12 protein-coding genes and 1 riboswitch are annotated in these 16,340 nt (G+C 38.4%); of the genes, 9 read left to right on the forward strand and 3 right to left on the reverse strand.

Going from position 1 to position 16,340, the window contains the following annotated elements; all coding sequences use genetic code 11:
* The 4 genes from HRT50_RS06975 to sbcB all read left to right on the forward strand — a co-directional run.
* The coding region (locus HRT50_RS06975) for a proton-conducting transporter membrane subunit (RefSeq protein WP_291612759.1) at positions 1-815 on the forward strand (815 nt) is incomplete at its 5' end.
* Positions 812-2,314, forward strand: coding sequence for a NuoM family protein (locus tag HRT50_RS06980; protein ID WP_291612761.1), 1,503 nt, complete (start codon positions 812-814; stop codon positions 2,312-2,314). The genes HRT50_RS06975 and HRT50_RS06980, both read left to right, overlap by 4 nt.
* Positions 2,311-3,750 (forward strand): NADH-quinone oxidoreductase subunit N, encoded by a 1,440-nt coding sequence (locus tag HRT50_RS06985; protein ID WP_291612763.1) that lies wholly within the window; start codon positions 2,311-2,313, stop codon positions 3,748-3,750. Before HRT50_RS06980 ends, HRT50_RS06985 begins: the two co-directional genes overlap by 4 nt.
* A gap of 293 nt (positions 3,751-4,043) precedes the next feature.
* Positions 4,044-5,489 (forward strand): exodeoxyribonuclease I, encoded by a 1,446-nt coding sequence (gene sbcB / locus HRT50_RS06990; protein WP_291612766.1) that lies wholly within the window; start codon positions 4,044-4,046, stop codon positions 5,487-5,489.
* 129 nt (positions 5,490-5,618) lie between these two features.
* On the opposite strand, the gene HRT50_RS06995 is transcribed toward sbcB, so the two are convergent.
* Complete coding sequence (locus HRT50_RS06995) at positions 5,619-6,482, reverse strand: NAD(P)-dependent oxidoreductase (protein ID WP_291612768.1); 864 nt, start codon at positions 6,480-6,482, stop codon at positions 5,619-5,621.
* 217 nt (positions 6,483-6,699) lie between these two features.
* Between HRT50_RS06995 and HRT50_RS07000 the strand changes: the two genes are divergently transcribed.
* Positions 6,700-7,179 carry a glutathione peroxidase gene (locus tag HRT50_RS07000; RefSeq protein WP_291612770.1) on the forward strand — a complete coding sequence of 160 codons (480 nt, stop codon included), beginning with the start codon at positions 6,700-6,702 and terminating at the stop codon, positions 7,177-7,179.
* Positions 7,180-7,209: 30 nt separating this feature from the next.
* Positions 7,210-7,641: a MarR family winged helix-turn-helix transcriptional regulator gene (locus tag HRT50_RS07005; protein ID WP_291612772.1), complete on the forward strand. Its 432-nt coding sequence runs from the start codon at positions 7,210-7,212 to the stop codon at positions 7,639-7,641.
* A gap of 102 nt (positions 7,642-7,743) precedes the next feature.
* On the opposite strand, the gene lysC is transcribed toward HRT50_RS07005, so the two are convergent.
* Positions 7,744-9,114, reverse strand: a complete 1,371-nt coding sequence (gene lysC / locus HRT50_RS07010) for a lysine-sensitive aspartokinase 3 (protein WP_291612774.1) — start codon at positions 9,112-9,114, stop codon at positions 7,744-7,746.
* Between the two features lie 144 nt (positions 9,115-9,258).
* A riboswitch (Lysine riboswitch) is annotated at positions 9,259-9,480 on the reverse strand.
* Positions 9,481-9,972: 492 nt separating this feature from the next.
* Between lysC and HRT50_RS07015 the strand changes: the two genes are divergently transcribed.
* Complete coding sequence (locus HRT50_RS07015) at positions 9,973-11,574, forward strand: BCCT family transporter (RefSeq protein WP_291612777.1); 1,602 nt, start codon at positions 9,973-9,975, stop codon at positions 11,572-11,574.
* A gap of 122 nt (positions 11,575-11,696) precedes the next feature.
* Positions 11,697-12,461: an ElyC/SanA/YdcF family protein gene (locus tag HRT50_RS07020; protein ID WP_291612779.1), complete on the forward strand. Its 765-nt coding sequence runs from the start codon at positions 11,697-11,699 to the stop codon at positions 12,459-12,461.
* Positions 12,462-12,546: 85 nt separating this feature from the next.
* Here HRT50_RS07020 and HRT50_RS07025 read toward each other — a convergent pair whose 3' ends face one another.
* Positions 12,547-13,305 (reverse strand): Nif3-like dinuclear metal center hexameric protein, encoded by a 759-nt coding sequence (locus HRT50_RS07025; protein WP_291612780.1) that lies wholly within the window; start codon positions 13,303-13,305, stop codon positions 12,547-12,549.
* Between the two features lie 309 nt (positions 13,306-13,614).
* Between HRT50_RS07025 and HRT50_RS07030 the strand changes: the two genes are divergently transcribed.
* Positions 13,615-16,293: a TonB-dependent receptor gene (locus tag HRT50_RS07030; protein ID WP_291612782.1), complete on the forward strand. Its 2,679-nt coding sequence runs from the start codon at positions 13,615-13,617 to the stop codon at positions 16,291-16,293.
* Positions 16,294-16,340 lie beyond the last annotated feature (47 nt).

A 16,340-nucleotide genomic window follows, 5' to 3' on the forward strand; every position in this document is an offset into this window, starting at 1 on the left:
TTTTTAAAGCCCTACTCTTTTTATCCGCAGGCGCGCTGATTTATAGCCTACATCACCAACATAATATTTTTAAAATGGGCGGTTTGCTCAAAAAGCTTCCTGTTGTGGCTGTGTCATTTGCCATTGGTTGTGCAGCATTAGCCTCGCTACCTTTCACTGCTGGGTTTGTCAGTAAAGAATTAATCTTAGCGCAAGTCGTTGCTTCTGGTCATACTGGATTATGGTGGGCGGCAATATTAGGTGCCTTTATCACCGCATTTTATAGTGCTAGATTATTTTTTGTGGTGTTTTTAGGTAAAACTCAATTATCACCGAATGCCATGCCAACAAAATCAATGAGCCTAGCATTGGTTATTTTATCAGTATTGTCATTATTTGGCGGCATAGCTCCTGAAGGATTAAAAACGTTAATGCCGCAACAGGATGCTGAAGGGTTAAGCACTTTACATCATTGGCTACCTATTATTTTACCCTTTATTGCTATTTCATTTGCTTGGTGGATGTTCAAAACAAAACGTTTTGGCAAACCGGTAGCTTCTACTTATATGCAAGCTGTTCATCGGTTACTCAAAAGTGGCTGGGCATTTGATGACATTTATCAAACAATTTTCGTCTCCCCTTTTAACACTTTATGCCAATTAAACAAAGATGATTTGATTGATTCATTTTATCGATTAATAGAAAAAACTAGCTGTACATTACATAGAACATTCAGCCAATTTCAAAATGGACAATTACGAAGTTATAACGCCAGCCTTATCATATTTTGTATTTTAGCTTTTGCCTGGTTTATCAGTGGGGAGTTAATACTATGAGCTTGTTTATACTTTTATCTATCCCATTAATGGGTGGTGTACTTGCTTGGTATAGCGAAAGGTTTAATGCAGATTTACCAAAAAAAATAGCTGTTATATCCTTGCTTATGTGCTGGTTGCCATTAATTCCCTTGCTTAATAGTATGCCGTTTGATGCCAGTGTCTTAGGCACATCACAATGGCTTATAAATGAATCTTATAGTTGGATCCCACTATTTAATATCAGTGCTCATTTAGCGCTAGATGGTCTTAGTTTTCTATTAATTATACTAACACTGATAATGGGCTTAGTCGCCCTATCTTCAGCTTGGCATGAAATTACCAAACGTACTGGTTTGTTTTATTTAAACCTGCTGTGGACTTTAGCCGGTGTCTTAGGTGTATTCTTAGCGATTGACCTGTTTCTATTTTTTGTCTTTTGGGAAGTAATGTTAGTACCTATGTACTTTTTGATCTCAATTTGGGGCTACGAGAACCGACATTATGCAGCATTTAAGTTTTTTATTTTCACTCAAGCGGGAGGACTATTAATGCTAATAAGCCTTTGCGCATTAGTAGGTATTCACTACCAGCAAACTGGCATATTAAGCTTTGACTATAATATTTTAATACAAAATCCTATTACCGGTGACCTGGCCTTTTGGGTCGCACTGGGTTTTACTATCGCATTCTTAGTAAAACTACCTGCTTTACCCTTCCATTCCTGGTTACCTGATGCCCATACTCAAGCCCCTACTGCCGCTAGTGTCATTCTAGCCGCAGTATTATTAAAAACAGGTGGTTATGGCATTATTCGTTTTGTGCTGCCGTTATTTCCAGAGGCATCGATACAGCTTGCTCCCTTTATGATGTTGATAGGCGTAATAGGCATTATCTATGGCGCTATGATGGCTTTTGTGCAAACTGACTTAAAACGTTTAGTTGCCTATTCAAGTGTCAGTCATATGGGCTTTGTCTTATTAGGCTGTTTTGCTTTTAATATTTATGCGCTGCAAGGGGCTGTGATGCAAATGTTAGCCCATGGCATTAGTACCTCGGCATTATTTGTTTTGGTTGGCATGATACAACATAGATACCATACTAGAGATCTCAATGAGCTAGGCGGCTTATGGATTAATTTACCTAAACTCAGTGCTTTTGGCTTGTTTTTTGGTATTGCTTCTTTAGGTATGCCAGGTTTGGGTAACTTTGTCGCAGAATTCTTGATATTAGTGGGCAGTTTTGAACAATACCCTAAACTGACCATTTTGGCGGCATCAGGCTTAATATTAGCTGCGATCTATTCATTATTATTGATTTATAAAACCTTTTTTGGTCAAACAAAGCATCCTCATGAGAGTAAAATAGCAGACACCAATACCAAAGAGTGGTGCACACTCATCTCTATGTGTTTTATTCTCATTTATTTAGGTTTACACCCGCAGCCATTTTTTGATTTAGTGCCCGTTACCTTAATGAAGCTTAGCTTTATACCCGCCGATATTGGAGCTTCATTATGAATGTTTATTATTACCCCGCATCCATTGTCATGTTTGCTGCCTTACTGATATTAATTCAGCTTTGCTTTAAAAGAAGCCATATCACCAGCTATTTAATTTCGGGTCTCAGCATATTCATAGCTCTCTTCATGCAATTCGTTTTACAGAACCAGCCAACAAGTCAAACTAATAGCAGCAATGTTTTATTTATTTTTAATGCCCAAACAAGCTTTGTAGCTTTTTTATTATTAATGGTGGTGGGCTTAATTTGGGCGCAACTTTATAATTGGCTTAAAACAATAAACGAGCAAAAAGAGGAATATTATTTACTGTTTTTATTAAGCACAATCGGTGGTTTGATAATGGTTTCAAGTAATCATTTTGCCAGTTTTTTTCTCGGCTTAGAATTAATGAGCCTGTCTTTTGTTGGCTTGATTGCTTATTGTGGCCATGATCAAAAAGCACAAGAAGCTGGCATTAAATATTTAATTTTATCAGCCATCGCTTCCGCCTTTATTTTAATGGGCGCGGCACTTTTATATCTTCAATTTGGCTCTTTATCTTTTTCAGAGTTACTACAAAATACTTCGAGTGAAATTTTACCTCCATGGGCGATTATAACTGCAATCATCTTTATTTTTACCGGGCTATTTTTTAAGCTTTCTTTAGTGCCTTGCCATTTATGGGTTGCTGACTTATTTGAAGGTGCACCGCTGGTTACTGCGGCTATGTTAGCAACTTTATCAAAGTTAGCTGTGTTCATTATTTTATGGCGATTAGTCACTTTAGGGAATTGGCAACAATATCAAATTATTATAGATATAATATCTATCGTAGCGGTTGCTTCTATGTTTATCGGTAACTTTTTGGGCTTATTACAAAAAAACCTGTTACGTTTAATTGCCTACTCTTCTATCGCACATTTTGGTTATTTATTAATAGTGTTGTTATTAATAAATAACAATGCCATATCATTTTCAAGCCAAAGCTTTAATGAACAAACCCTATTTTTTTATTTAGTGGCCTATTTGTTTACCCTAGTAGGTGTTTTTTCTATCTTCATGCAATTACCAAAAACAAAAACACTCGATGATTTAACCGGCTTATTCTGGCACAAACCTTTTATTGCCATCACGCTAATGCTGTTAATGCTTTCATTGGCGGGTATTCCATTAACCTTAGGTTTTATGGCTAAATTCTATTTAGTCATGGCGGCCGTCAGCCAGCAATTATGGCTGGTATTAACTGCGTTAGTGATCAGCAGTATTATTGGCTTATTCTATTATTTAAGAGTGATTATGACGATGTTAAAAACACCCGAAGATGAATTGAAATTTAGCGATATAAAATCCGATGGCAGGAACCTATCACTCAATATACTTATTTTATTTTTAGTCATAGGCTTTGGTATATTTCCCTCATCGTTAAGTCAATTTATCCAGCAAGTGACAGGTTAGAAAAATTCAAAATCTAATTACACTGACACTATTGAAACATGCCATTTGTAGGAGATTTTGATTGGCTTTTATAGCATTTTATTTGAACCTCAGGCTTGATAACACCATTGATTAATTTTGATAATTATCACTCGCTCGTTTCAATGAAATATCAGGATAACGTGCCAATGCAATGCCAGATGGTTTATCATGGTAAAAATATTGAGAGGTCATTGTTCCTAAGTGCGTAAAACAAGTACCGACAAAATCAAACACCTTGATTAAAAGAAATAAAAAGATAAGAGCGAACGCTAATGAATACAACTGAACAACCATCTATCCTTTGGCACGATTATGAAACCTGGGGTATATCTCCAAAGTTTGATAAACCTTCTCAATTTGCCGGTATTCGCACAGATCTTGATTTAAATATCATTGGCAAGCCACAAATGTTTTATTGTCAACCGCCAGTGGATTACCTGCCGCACCCAGAAGCTTGTTTAGTAACAGGCATTACCCCGCAAAAAGCACAACGAGAAGGTTTAACCGAAGCGGAATTTGCTGCGCGCGTACATGAATTATTTTCCGCACCTAATACCTGTGTCGCCGGCTATAACAATATTCGTTTTGATGATGAAGTCAGCCGTTACTTATTTTATCGTAACTTTTATGACCCTTATGCCCGTGAATGGCAAAATGGCAATAGCCGCTGGGATATTATCGATATGGTGCGGGCCACTTATGCCCTACGTCCTGAAGGTATTAACTGGCCAACCGTTGATCGCGACGGCGAAGAAGTGGTTAGCTTTCGTCTAGAGTTATTAACCAAAGCTAATGGCATTGCTCATGAAGCCGCTCACGATGCCATGAGTGATGTTTATGCCACCATTGCTATGGCAAAATTGATTAAAGAAAAACAGCCAAAGCTGTATGAGTTTATATTTAACTTAAAGAACAAAAACCAAGTTAAAGATTTGATCAATACCGCAGATATGACACCGATTGTGCACACCTCCAGTAAAATATCATCGGCACACGGTTGTACCAGTTGGTTTGCGCCAGTGATTTATCATCCAGTCAATAAAAATGCGGTAATTTGTGTAGATTTGGCCCAAGATATTTCACCTTTATTGACGCTTACTAGTGAAGAAATAAAAGCCCGTTTATATACCCGACATGATGATTTAGCACCAGACGAAAAACCAATACCTGTTAAGCTTATTCATGTCAATAAATGTCCGGTGATAGCACCAGCAAAAACATTACTACCTGAAAATGCCGAGCGTTTAGCAATACCCCGAGATTTTTGTCTAGAAAATTTAGCTTTATTAAAGAAACATGCTGAACTAAGAGATAAGCTAAGTGATGTTTTTGCCACATCAGATTTTGATAATGAAAACACTGATGCTGAGCAAGCGCTATATGGCGGTAGTTTCTTTAGTCATAGCGATAAAGCGCAAATGGAAATTTTACGCGGTTTAACACCAGAGCAATTAGCTAACCATCCTTTCAAATTTCAAGATGAGCGTTTAAGCGTATTATTATTCCGCTATCGAGCTAGAAATTACCCGTACACTTTATCTACTGAAGAACAACAAAAATGGCAGCAGTATTGCCAGAACAAACTGCAATACGGCGGTAAAGGAATTTTATCTCTCGATGAGTTCATGATGAAAATTGAAAACTTAGCGCACGAGCATGAAAAAGATAAAGCTAAAATGTCGGTACTCAAAGCCCTGTATGAATATATTCAAGGTTAATTCCCTGTTTATATAAAAATCATCTTGATATTAAAAAGGCGCAATTAAGCGCCTTTTTTTGATAGTTATTAGTAAAGAAAGCTTTAAAAGTCACTACATTATAATAAGCTCTTTAAAGTAAAATATACCTTAACGTTTAAATCGTGAAATTAAGCTTGAAGTATCCCAACGATTACCGCCACTTTCTTGAATCTCTTGATAATAACCATCAAGTTGCTTAGTTACCGTTAAGTCAGCACCTAATTTTTCAGCCGCGTCAAAAGCAATAGCAAGATCTTTTCTTACCCAATCAACAGCAAAGCCAAAATCAAACTCACGGGCACACATAGTATTACCCCGGTTATCCATTTGCCAAGAGCCTGCAGCGCCTTTACCTATAGTCTCAAGTAGTTTAGTCGTATCTAAACCGGCCTTTTGTGCAAAATTCAAACCTTCGGCTAAACCTTGAACGGTATTAACAAAACAGATTTGATTGACCATTTTAGCTAATTGCCCTGAGCCAACTTTACCCATTAATTGACTAAAACGGGCGAATGCAGCCATCACAGGCTCAGCTTTTTCAAATACGGCTTCATCACCACCAACCATTACCGTTAGTATGCCATTTATCGCACCTGCCTGACCGCCAGAAACTGGCGCATCTAAAAAGTATTGCTCGTTTTTATCTGCCGTGGCCGCAAGCTCAATGGCAAGCTCAGCTGATGCCGTGGTATGATCAACAAATATACTGCCTTTAGGAAGTCCGGCAAAAATACCCTCTTCACCCAAAGCCACTTGACGAACGTCATCATCATTACCCACACAAGAAAAAACTATGTCACAACCTTCGGCCGCTAGCGCTGGCGTTGCGGCAATGTCGCCGTCAAATTCTTGCTGCCAAGCTATGGCTTTCTCTTTATTACGGTTATAGACACAAACGTGATGACCCGCTTTTTTCAAATGCCCTGCCATTGGATAGCCCATTACACCAAGACCAATAAATGCTACTTTCATATTCCAACCTTTTAAGTCATTAATTCTTTAACTAATTCAATAGTGCCAGTTTACGATAGTTTACTATTTTGCTCTAGCAACTTTACAAACCCGCCGTTTTAATTTAGAACCACAATTGCATTGTGCACAATACAATTGTACAAAACTAGGTTTGATACTATAATATCGACTAGCTAGTTACACTAGCTTGCTATTTTACCTTTAGGAGATAACGAATATGAGTAATATTTATCAATTTTCAGTTGAGAACAATAAACAAGAATCTATTGAATTAACTCAGTTTACCGATAAAGTATTACTTATCGTTAATACTGCGAGTAACTGTGGCTTCACCCCACAATATCAGGGATTACAAGCACTACACGATTCTTTCCAAGAAAAAGGTTTTGAAGTTTTAGCCTTTCCTTGTAACCAATTTAAGCAACAAGAAAGTGGTAGCAATGAAGAAATACAGCAATTTTGCGATTTACACTTCAAGATAAAATTCCCTTTATTTAATAAAGTAGAGGTCAACGGAAATAACGCTCATCCGCTATTTAACTATTTAAAACAGCAAGCGCCCGGTATTCTGGGCTCAAAATCAATTAAGTGGAACTTCACTAAGTTTTTGGTTAATCGCCAAGGTGAAGTAGTACAACGTTATGCGCCAACAACTAAACCAGAAGCAATAACTGCTGATATTGAAAAGCTGTTGTGAGTGCAACTGAAGAGCGATTGAGAGTAAGCAATGAATAATAATCTATTACTGGAAAAGCAATTATGTTTTCGCCTTTATAGCTTAAATAAATTAATGTGCCGCCTTTATGTCCCGGTACTAAAAGAGTTAGCATTAACCTACCCACAATATTTAGTGATGATGGTTTTATGGCAATATAAAGCCGGTATTTCAGTTAAAGACTTGGGCGAGAAATTGGATTTAGATTCAGGCACCCTTTCGCCGCTATTAAAACGTATGGAAAAGCAAATGCTCATCAAGCGGGAACGCGATTCAACAGATGAACGAGTTGTGCTTATCAAGCTTACTCAAAAAGGAGTCGAGTTACAAAAAAGTGCTGAGCATATTCCTGAAGAAATGTTTGCTGTGACCGGATTATCTCCGGATAAACTACAAGAGTTGAACCTAACACTTGATCAGCTTATGGATAATTTAGGCGGTTAAAGAAAGCAACGACATTGAAACTGATTTGGCATACGACTGTGTTCTTAGCCCAAGCCTTTAAAAATAAGATTTGGGCTAAATTAGACTCATTGAAATTATAGCTTAGGAAAACAAGCTATTGTGCAATTTCTCGACCACAGAATTAGCATCAGCTTCAGCAACTAAAAAGCAAATATTATTGGCACTGGCGCCATGACAAATCAAACGTATATTTATATCATTTATCGTTTCAAAAATGCTTTGTCCTATACCTTTCGCACACGTCAAACCATTACCAATAACGGCAACAAGTGATAACCCATGCTCGACGCTCACTTCACAAAGCTGTTCTAATTCAGCAACAACGGTATTGGTAATTAGTGATTGGGTTGAGCCACTTGGATTATCAAAAGTTAAAGCAACACTGATTTCACTGGTGGTAATTAAATCAACACTCAGTTCATGTTTTGCTAGTACGGTAAATACTTTCGCTAAAAAACCACTAGCATGTAACATTGCCGGGCTTTTGACTGTTACCAAGGTTTGCTCTCGTCGCAAAGCAATTGAACGATAGGTGGGGTTTGACTCGACTTTTTGCTTTATTTGCGTACCTCCTTTTTCCGGCTCCTTACTTGAGCCGACAAAAACAGGAATATTACAACGCATGGCCGGAATAAGTGTCGCTGGATGTAAAATTTTTGCGCCAAAGGTGGCCATCTCAGCCGCTTCACCAAAGCTGATTTCTTTAATTGCTCGAGCTTGATCGGTAATACGTGGGTCGGTAGTGAAAATACCAACCACATCGGTCCAAATAGATAAATTATCGCCATTTAACGCTTCAGCAAGTAACGCAGCTGAATAATCTGAGCCGCCTCGCCCTAGGGTAGTAGTATTGCCTTGACTGTCTTGACCAATAAACCCTTGGGTAACAACAACTTTATCATGAAGTTTAGGCGACAAATATTGTGCACTTTGCTCACTTAGCTGGGTGATATCCACTACAGCTTTACCATGTGAACTATTGGTTTTCATCACTTGTTGTACATTAAAGTACTCACCAGCAACACCAATCGATTGTAAAACTTGCGCAAAAATACGTGAGCTTAATTGCTCACCAAAAGCCAGAATAGCATCGGTAGTTTTACTGGTATATTGTAGTGATTGCGTTAAAGCATGCTGGGTTAGTTCATCAAGCAAACTATTGATTTCTTGATTTAGACTGGCTTCAACGTCACTAGCTAAGTGCTGAGTAATGTTAACTTGAATAAGTCGAATACTTTCAATAATGTCTTTTTGTTCATTTACAGCAACATTTTTTTGACTTAGGCGAACCAGATAGTTCGTTACGCCAGCACTGGCTGAAACAACCACTAAACGGTTACTGGTATCGTTTTTAATAATATTGGCGCAGCGCAACATGGCTTGGAAATCGGCAACACTGGTGCCGCCAAACTTGGCTACGGTTATTGATGATGTAGATTGTACTGAATTCACAAATTTCTCCCATAAAAACACTAGCTACTGAGCTCTATTGAGTAAGTTAGCTATTGGAAGAGCATGACTGAGTAGTTAACGAATGGAGCATTTTGACTTTTTAGTAGACTAAGCTAACAAAATGGCAAAAAAAACGAAACTTTTTCAGCCAGAAGCTCTCCACCTTTTATTTAATGCCTAATGATGCCTAAAAATATAAGCAATATTTAACAAATACGTCAGGTGACAGCCATAAGGATTCAACCTAAATGACCGAATATTTAAGTCCACTCTTAAATACTCTCGGCGATAACTTCCCTCAAAAACGGTAATAGGAAATGTGGTTCCTCTCGTTTTCTACCTAAGTTTCGCACCTCTTCTGGTGTATTGTGGTTTAGAGTATTCACCCTAAACCACAATACGGAATTATTAGACCCGATTTTGACCACTATTGCAACAGGACTTTTAGCAATTTATTGTAAATTGCCAACTGCTTAAGGTCTTTTTATTATTGGTATACTTCACCAAGGGATTCATCGCAGTTTCGTTTACTACATCGAATAGTATAACTAACTGAATATTTAATTGATAAAGATAGAACCAATAACTAAGTCGAACTTTAAAATCCATCGCTGAAGGTTGTCAGCCATCGCACTTTGTTATTGCAGTAATGAAATAGTAAACCAGCATGACTTAATCGTTGTACCTAAAACTAAAATGGCTAACAAACTCTGAAACATACACTAGATTAATAACGTGAATACTCGGTTTATTTACCAAATATGTAGTTCAAGTAAGTGATTACTTGGTAAACACGATATAATGTTAATTAAGACTCAAAGCTCGCCTTATTCTATAAGAACTGTATAGGAAACTATCATGAGTGAAATTAAAGAGAGTGATAAGAAAAACTGTATGATTAAAGATCCTGTTTACCAAACAAACCACAAAGCTGGCGAGCATAACGTAGAAATAATGGGCATGGATTTACATAATCCTGTTTTCTTTTTTTCAGCTTCATTGATTGTTTTTTTTGTCATACTCACCTTAGTGTTTCCTGACTTAGCAAAGCAATCTTTCGATGCGTCAAAAAGTTGGTCTATTAATCACTTTGACTGGTTATTTATCGTTAGTGGTAATATTTTTGTGCTGTTTTGTTTGGCATTAGTCGTTTCCCCCTTAGGTAAAATTAGACTCGGTGGCACCGAAGCCAAAGCGGAATTTAGCCGGTTATCTTGGTTCTCTATGCTATTTGCTGCTGGAATGGGCATCGGGCTAATGTTTTGGAGTGTCGCTGAGCCCGTTGGTTATTTTACCAATTGGTATGGTACACCTTTAAATACCGTTGCAGGCACTGCCGAGGCTGCAAAAATGGCGATGGCTGCAACCATGTTTCATTGGGGCCTACATCCATGGGCTATCTATGCTGTCGTCGGTTTGTCTTTAGCTTTCTTCACTTTTAACTGCAACATGCCATTGACCATTCGTTCGGCGTTTTTTCCTTTATTAGGCGAACGAGTTTGGGGCTGGCCCGGCAACATCATTGATATTACCGCTGTTTTAGCCACCATCTTTGGACTAGCTACCTCTTTAGGTTTTGGTGCACAACAGGCGGCTGGTGGTTTAAACTTTTTATTTGATGTGCCCAATACCATAAACACTCAAATTGCCATTATTTTTGCTGTCACTATTGTTGCCATATTTTCAGTTTCAAGAGGTTTAGATGGCGGAGTCAAACTATTAAGCAATATCAATATGTCGCTAGCATTAGTCTTAATGTTATTTGTGATGATTACCGGCTCTACTATGGCAATTATTAATGGTGTTGGCACTACCCTGCTCTCTTATGCCGAAAACATCATCCCCTTAAGTAACTGGATCGGCCGTGAGGATGAGACCTTTTATCATGGCTGGACAGTATTCTATTGGGCTTGGTGGGTTTCTTGGTCACCTTTTGTCGGCATGTTCATCGCGAGAATTTCACGGGGTCGAACCGTGCGTGAATTTATCTTGGCGGTATTATTTGTGCCAACATTACTTACGTCAATATGGATGGCAACTTTTGGCGGCATGGGCCTTGAACAGGTTCAAAATGGCGTAGGTCAATTGGCTCACGGAATTACTGATAGCTCTTTAGCGCTGTTCCAAATGTTGGAGAACTTGCCATTAGCCAACATCACCTCCTTTTTAGCCATTATCCTGGTGTTAATTTTCTTTATCACCTCTTCAGATTCAGGCTCTTTGGTAATCGACAGTATTACTGCGGGTGGAAAATTAGATGTGCCTGTGCAGCAAAGAATTTTCTGGGCTTCGATGGAAGGTGTCATTGCTGCCGCATTGTTATTTGGCGGTGGCAAAGATGCGCTGGGCGCATTACAAGCCGCAGCTATCACGGTAGGGCTACCTTTCACTGTACTATTGATTATTATGTGCCTTGGCTTGTTCTTAGGTTTAAGAAAAGAGTATAAAAAACTAACTTAGCGCTGTTAGCACTTATCAAAGAATAAAGTCTCATTAAATAAGGTCTAATAAGCTAAGCAGCCTAAGGCAATAGTTGATATAGTAAATAAATCTCAATGTAGTAGGTAACTTAGCTAAATTATATGGATTTATTTCTTCTTAAAAAGATCATCACTGTATTTATCATGCCTATTAACATAGTGCTGTTATTACTTATTTTTGCCCTGTTTATGCATGGTAAAAATCCAAAAAAAAGTATTAAAAGCTTATCTGCAGCTATTGTCATTTTACTTATCAGCGCCTTTCCACCCTTTTCCGATACGGTTATGACCGCAATTGAAAACGATTACCCGCCTTATGTTAAAACCAATGAGAGTATCGATTATATTGTTGTACTAGGTTGTGGCCATAATACCAATGCTGAATTACCAGTAACCAGTCAATTAGCAACCTGTTCATTACAGCGCATGGTTGAAGCGCTACGTATTTATCAACTACACCCAGAGGCAAGAATAATCACCTCAGGTTATGGTGGCCATAATCCGGTATCTAATGCTGAAACCGTCAAACAATCATTGGTACTTTTAGGTGTGCCTGCACAAAAGATTATTACTGAAAATTTCCCCAAAGATACTGAAGAAGAGGCTGAGCTCATTGCGCCTAGGGTACAAGGTACAAAAGTAGTACTAATCACCAATGCCGATCATATGCCCAGGTCAATAAATTACTTTCAGGCACAAGGGATTTACCCTATTGCGGCGCCCACTGGTTATTGGGTGAAAAATCCAGACAGCAGTAAAAGCTGGGCTCACTACACACCTAGCAGTAAAAAATTACAGCAGAGCACTATTGCCTGGTATGAAAGTTTAGGATTAATAGTGCAATGGTTTAAGTCGTTATTTAGTTAAAATTTCATACAGGTAATAATTATCTGTAATAATTTTCTTAATTAAAACCCTTTGTTTTAGTGATAACTTAAAATATATTTAACTATTAAACGGGGTTATCAATATCAACAAAAACTACTTCAAGCCCGTGCTCTTTAGCTAAATGCTCCCCTAAGGCTTTTATACCATAGCGCTCGGTAGCGTGGTGACCTGCAGCAAAGCAGTGAATATCCATTTCATGGGCAATATGGGTTGTTTGCTCAGAAACTTCCCCTGTTAAAAAGGCATCTATACCTTGCTCTGCCGCCAGTTCAATATAACCCTGACCGCCGCCAGAGCACCAAGCAATTGTTTTTATTGCTTTGTTACTCGGCGGAGCAATATGCAAACATTCACGTTCAAGGGTAGTATTGATTAGCTTGGCAAAGTCTTCACCGCACCACTCTTGTTTAAAATGGCCCTGCATAGCAACACTGAGTGGATTACCAAGCTCTAACGGAGCAACATTCTCAATGTTAAAAAGTTTGGCAAGCTGGGCGTTATTGCCCAACGTCGGATGAATATCTAGCGGCAAGTGATAAGCAAACAAGTTGATATCGTTGACCAATAAAGACTTTATGCGGTCATGCTTCATACCACGAATCACATAAGATTCATTTTTCCAGAAATAACCATGATGTACCAATATGGCATCTGCTTGTTCACTGATTGCCCGTTCAATAAGTGCTTTAGAGGCAGTAACACCAGTAACCACTTTAGTAATGTTATTACAGCCTTGAATTTGTAAGCCGTTCGGTGTGAAGTCTTTAATTTTCTCTGGTTTTAACAACCCATTGAGATAGTGCTCTAGTTCATTTGTAAGCATATATGTTAACTCTGTCATAAATTTTAATTATCATACTTGATCATCCGTTTTATTTACACCTCAGTAAATACAGCTCTAGCTAGGTATTTTATTTATTGTTAAGGCAATCAAGATTCACGATTAGTAAATATGTATACATTATACACTATAGCGGCTTGTTTATTCGGCGATTTATTTGTTTCATAGCGTGAAAGTTTTTGTTATAACTTTCAAATCAAGCTTTACATTTGATAACAAACTGTTATCAGTTTGTTGCGACTTAAAGACATTGATACTCAATAAAAATAACTATATCAAAAGGAAGCTGCTATGAGATTTTGTATGAGGAAAAAACATTTACTTGCGCTAAGTATTTCAACCGCACTATTAACAGGCCAAAGTTTCAGCACATTAGCTGCAGAAATCGAGGAGGTTGAACGCATTGAAGTAACCGGCTCACATATTAAAAGAGGTGATATGGCAGGGCCATCACCTGTCACTTCACTGAGCGCAGAAGACATAGCCAGAACGGGTGTAACTGATTTAATTGGTTTATTCACTAAGTTACCAGCAGCTGGCCAAGGAACCTTTTCTACTCAAGGTAATGGTAGTGATGGTACAGGAAACGGGGGTTCAAGTGTTTCATTACGTGGCTTAGGCGCTGACTCTACTTTAATCTTGATTAATGGTCGACGCATCGCCGTATCACCATTTGCCAATGAAATTTCCACTGCCTTTGTTGATATTAACAACATACCACTTGCGGCAATCAAAAGAGTCGATATTTTAAAAGATGGCGCATCAGCCACCTATGGCTCAGATGCAATTGCGGGCGTTATCAATATTATCTTGAAAGATGATTATGATGGAGCAGAGCTTTCCGCCAAAGTTGGTGATACCGCAGATGGTGGTGGTAAAGAAACAAATATAAGTTTAGCTTGGGGAAATACCTCTGAAAAAGCGAGTCATACTTTTATTTTAGATTATTTCGACCGTGAAGAAATAATGAACAGTGACCGTGACTATACCGCTACGGCGAATCAAGCAGCACGTACTGGGCTCAGATTTGCTAACGATGGTCGTAGTTCTTCAGGCTACCCAGGGACAATTGCATTAGCTTCTGATGCAAGCATTCGTACGCCAGACACTTTTGGCAATGATGTTTGTGCTCCAGAAGATATTGTTGGCACTTTATGTCGTTATGACTATGCTCCTTTTGGTAGTGCTGTTCCCTCAAGTGAACGTTTTAGTTTTATCTATACGGGAAAATATGAAATCAATGATACGCTTCGTGGTTTTGCCGATATTAATGGTCAAAACTCAAAAACAGTTATAAGAGGCGCAGCTAGCCCTAGTTTCAACGAGCTATTTATGTCTGGCGATAATGCTAACCACCCTATGGCCAATCTTCCAGATCATGACTTTTACCAGCAAGACCTGACTATGCGACGCAGAATGGTTGATATTGGTAACCGCGAAAAACAAGTGAGCTCAAATTACTACCGTGGCGTAATTGGCTTAGGCGGTGAAATTGGTGATTGGGAATGGGAAGCAGCTTATAGCTATATCAAAAGTGAATCTATTGAACGTGGTGTTAACGGTTTTCCTAACTCTCGCCGAGCTCAAGAAGCAATAGATAGCGAGTTATGGAACCCCTTTGAACCCTCGACTAATACTCAAGAAGCTTTAGATTTTATAGAAACTCAAACAACGCGTTTTGGTAAGTCTACCAATAAATCTTTTGATTTAACCGTATCGGGTCCACTAATGGAAATGCCTAGTGGTGACTTGCTAATAGCCCTTGGTACTGAATATCGTGAAGAGTCAATCAGCGATAACCCTGATGACCAATTTTTACGCGGTGAGGTTTTTGGTACTGAAGCAACACAAGCCAATGGCTCTCGCGATAATTTAGCCATATACGGTGAGTTAGCAGTCCCTGTTATGGATAACGTTGAAGTTCAACTTGCTGTTCGTTATGAAGATTATAGTGATTTTGGTTCAACCACCAATCCAAAAGTAGCTTTTATTTGGAGCGTTAACGATGATATCTCGCTTCGTGGTTCGTGGGGTACAGCATTCCGTGCGCCATCATTACATCAAATTGGCTTAGGTAATACCGATGAGTCACCTGAGCTAGTCGATACCGTGCGATGTGATGCCGTTGGTAACGTCAATAAAGCGTGTGAATTACAAGAATATACTGCGGTATTATCAGGTAACCCAGATTTGGGGCCAGAAGAGTCTGAAAGTATCAATGTAGGGATTATTTATCAAATTAGCGATAATGTTGACTTCTCACTTGATTATTATAGTTATGACATTGAAAATATCATCACTAAAGATACTCAGTTCAAGTTTACAACCTTTGGTAACGATCCAACTGTGGTAGAACGTGAACCTTCAAATGTGCCTGGCGCTCCTGACGCTCCTGGTGAAGTTATTAGGATTTTTGATCAATATGAAAATATTGGTAATGTTAAAACCTCGGGTTTAGATTTTGACCTTAGTTATAAACTTGCGAGTAACATTGGTGATTTCACCTTTAATTACGCCCTCAATTATATCTTAGAGTATGAAGATTCAAGACCAACGGCTAATGAAGATGGTTCACAGGGACCAAGACGTATTGAGATACAAGAAGGTGACTTTGAACAGCCGGAAATGCGCTGGACATTCAATACCTCATGGGTAATGGATGATTGGAGCGCTAATATTGCCGTTAACTATATCGGCGAGTTTAAACAAGATAATGCAGTAAGAATACAGGAAGTTAAAGACGATGATGATAATGTTATCGAAACCGTGATTTTGGATGATGTAGAGTCAATGGTGACAGTTGATACGGCTGTGAATTTCATTGGTTTTGACGATGTTACCTTAACCCTTGGTGCCACTAACTTATTTAATGAAAAACCACCGTTTAGTTACCATAGCTGGACTAGTTTTTCTAATGTTCACAATAGCCAAGGTCGCTTTACTTATGTAAAAGCAACTTATAAGTTCTAAGTAAGGTAATAATATAAATAACCTAAATTATGGTTAAATAATACAAA

The sequence above is a fragment of the Colwellia sp. genome (genome assembly GCF_013215345.1).
In the GTDB taxonomy this organism is placed as follows: domain Bacteria; phylum Pseudomonadota; class Gammaproteobacteria; order Enterobacterales; family Alteromonadaceae; genus Colwellia.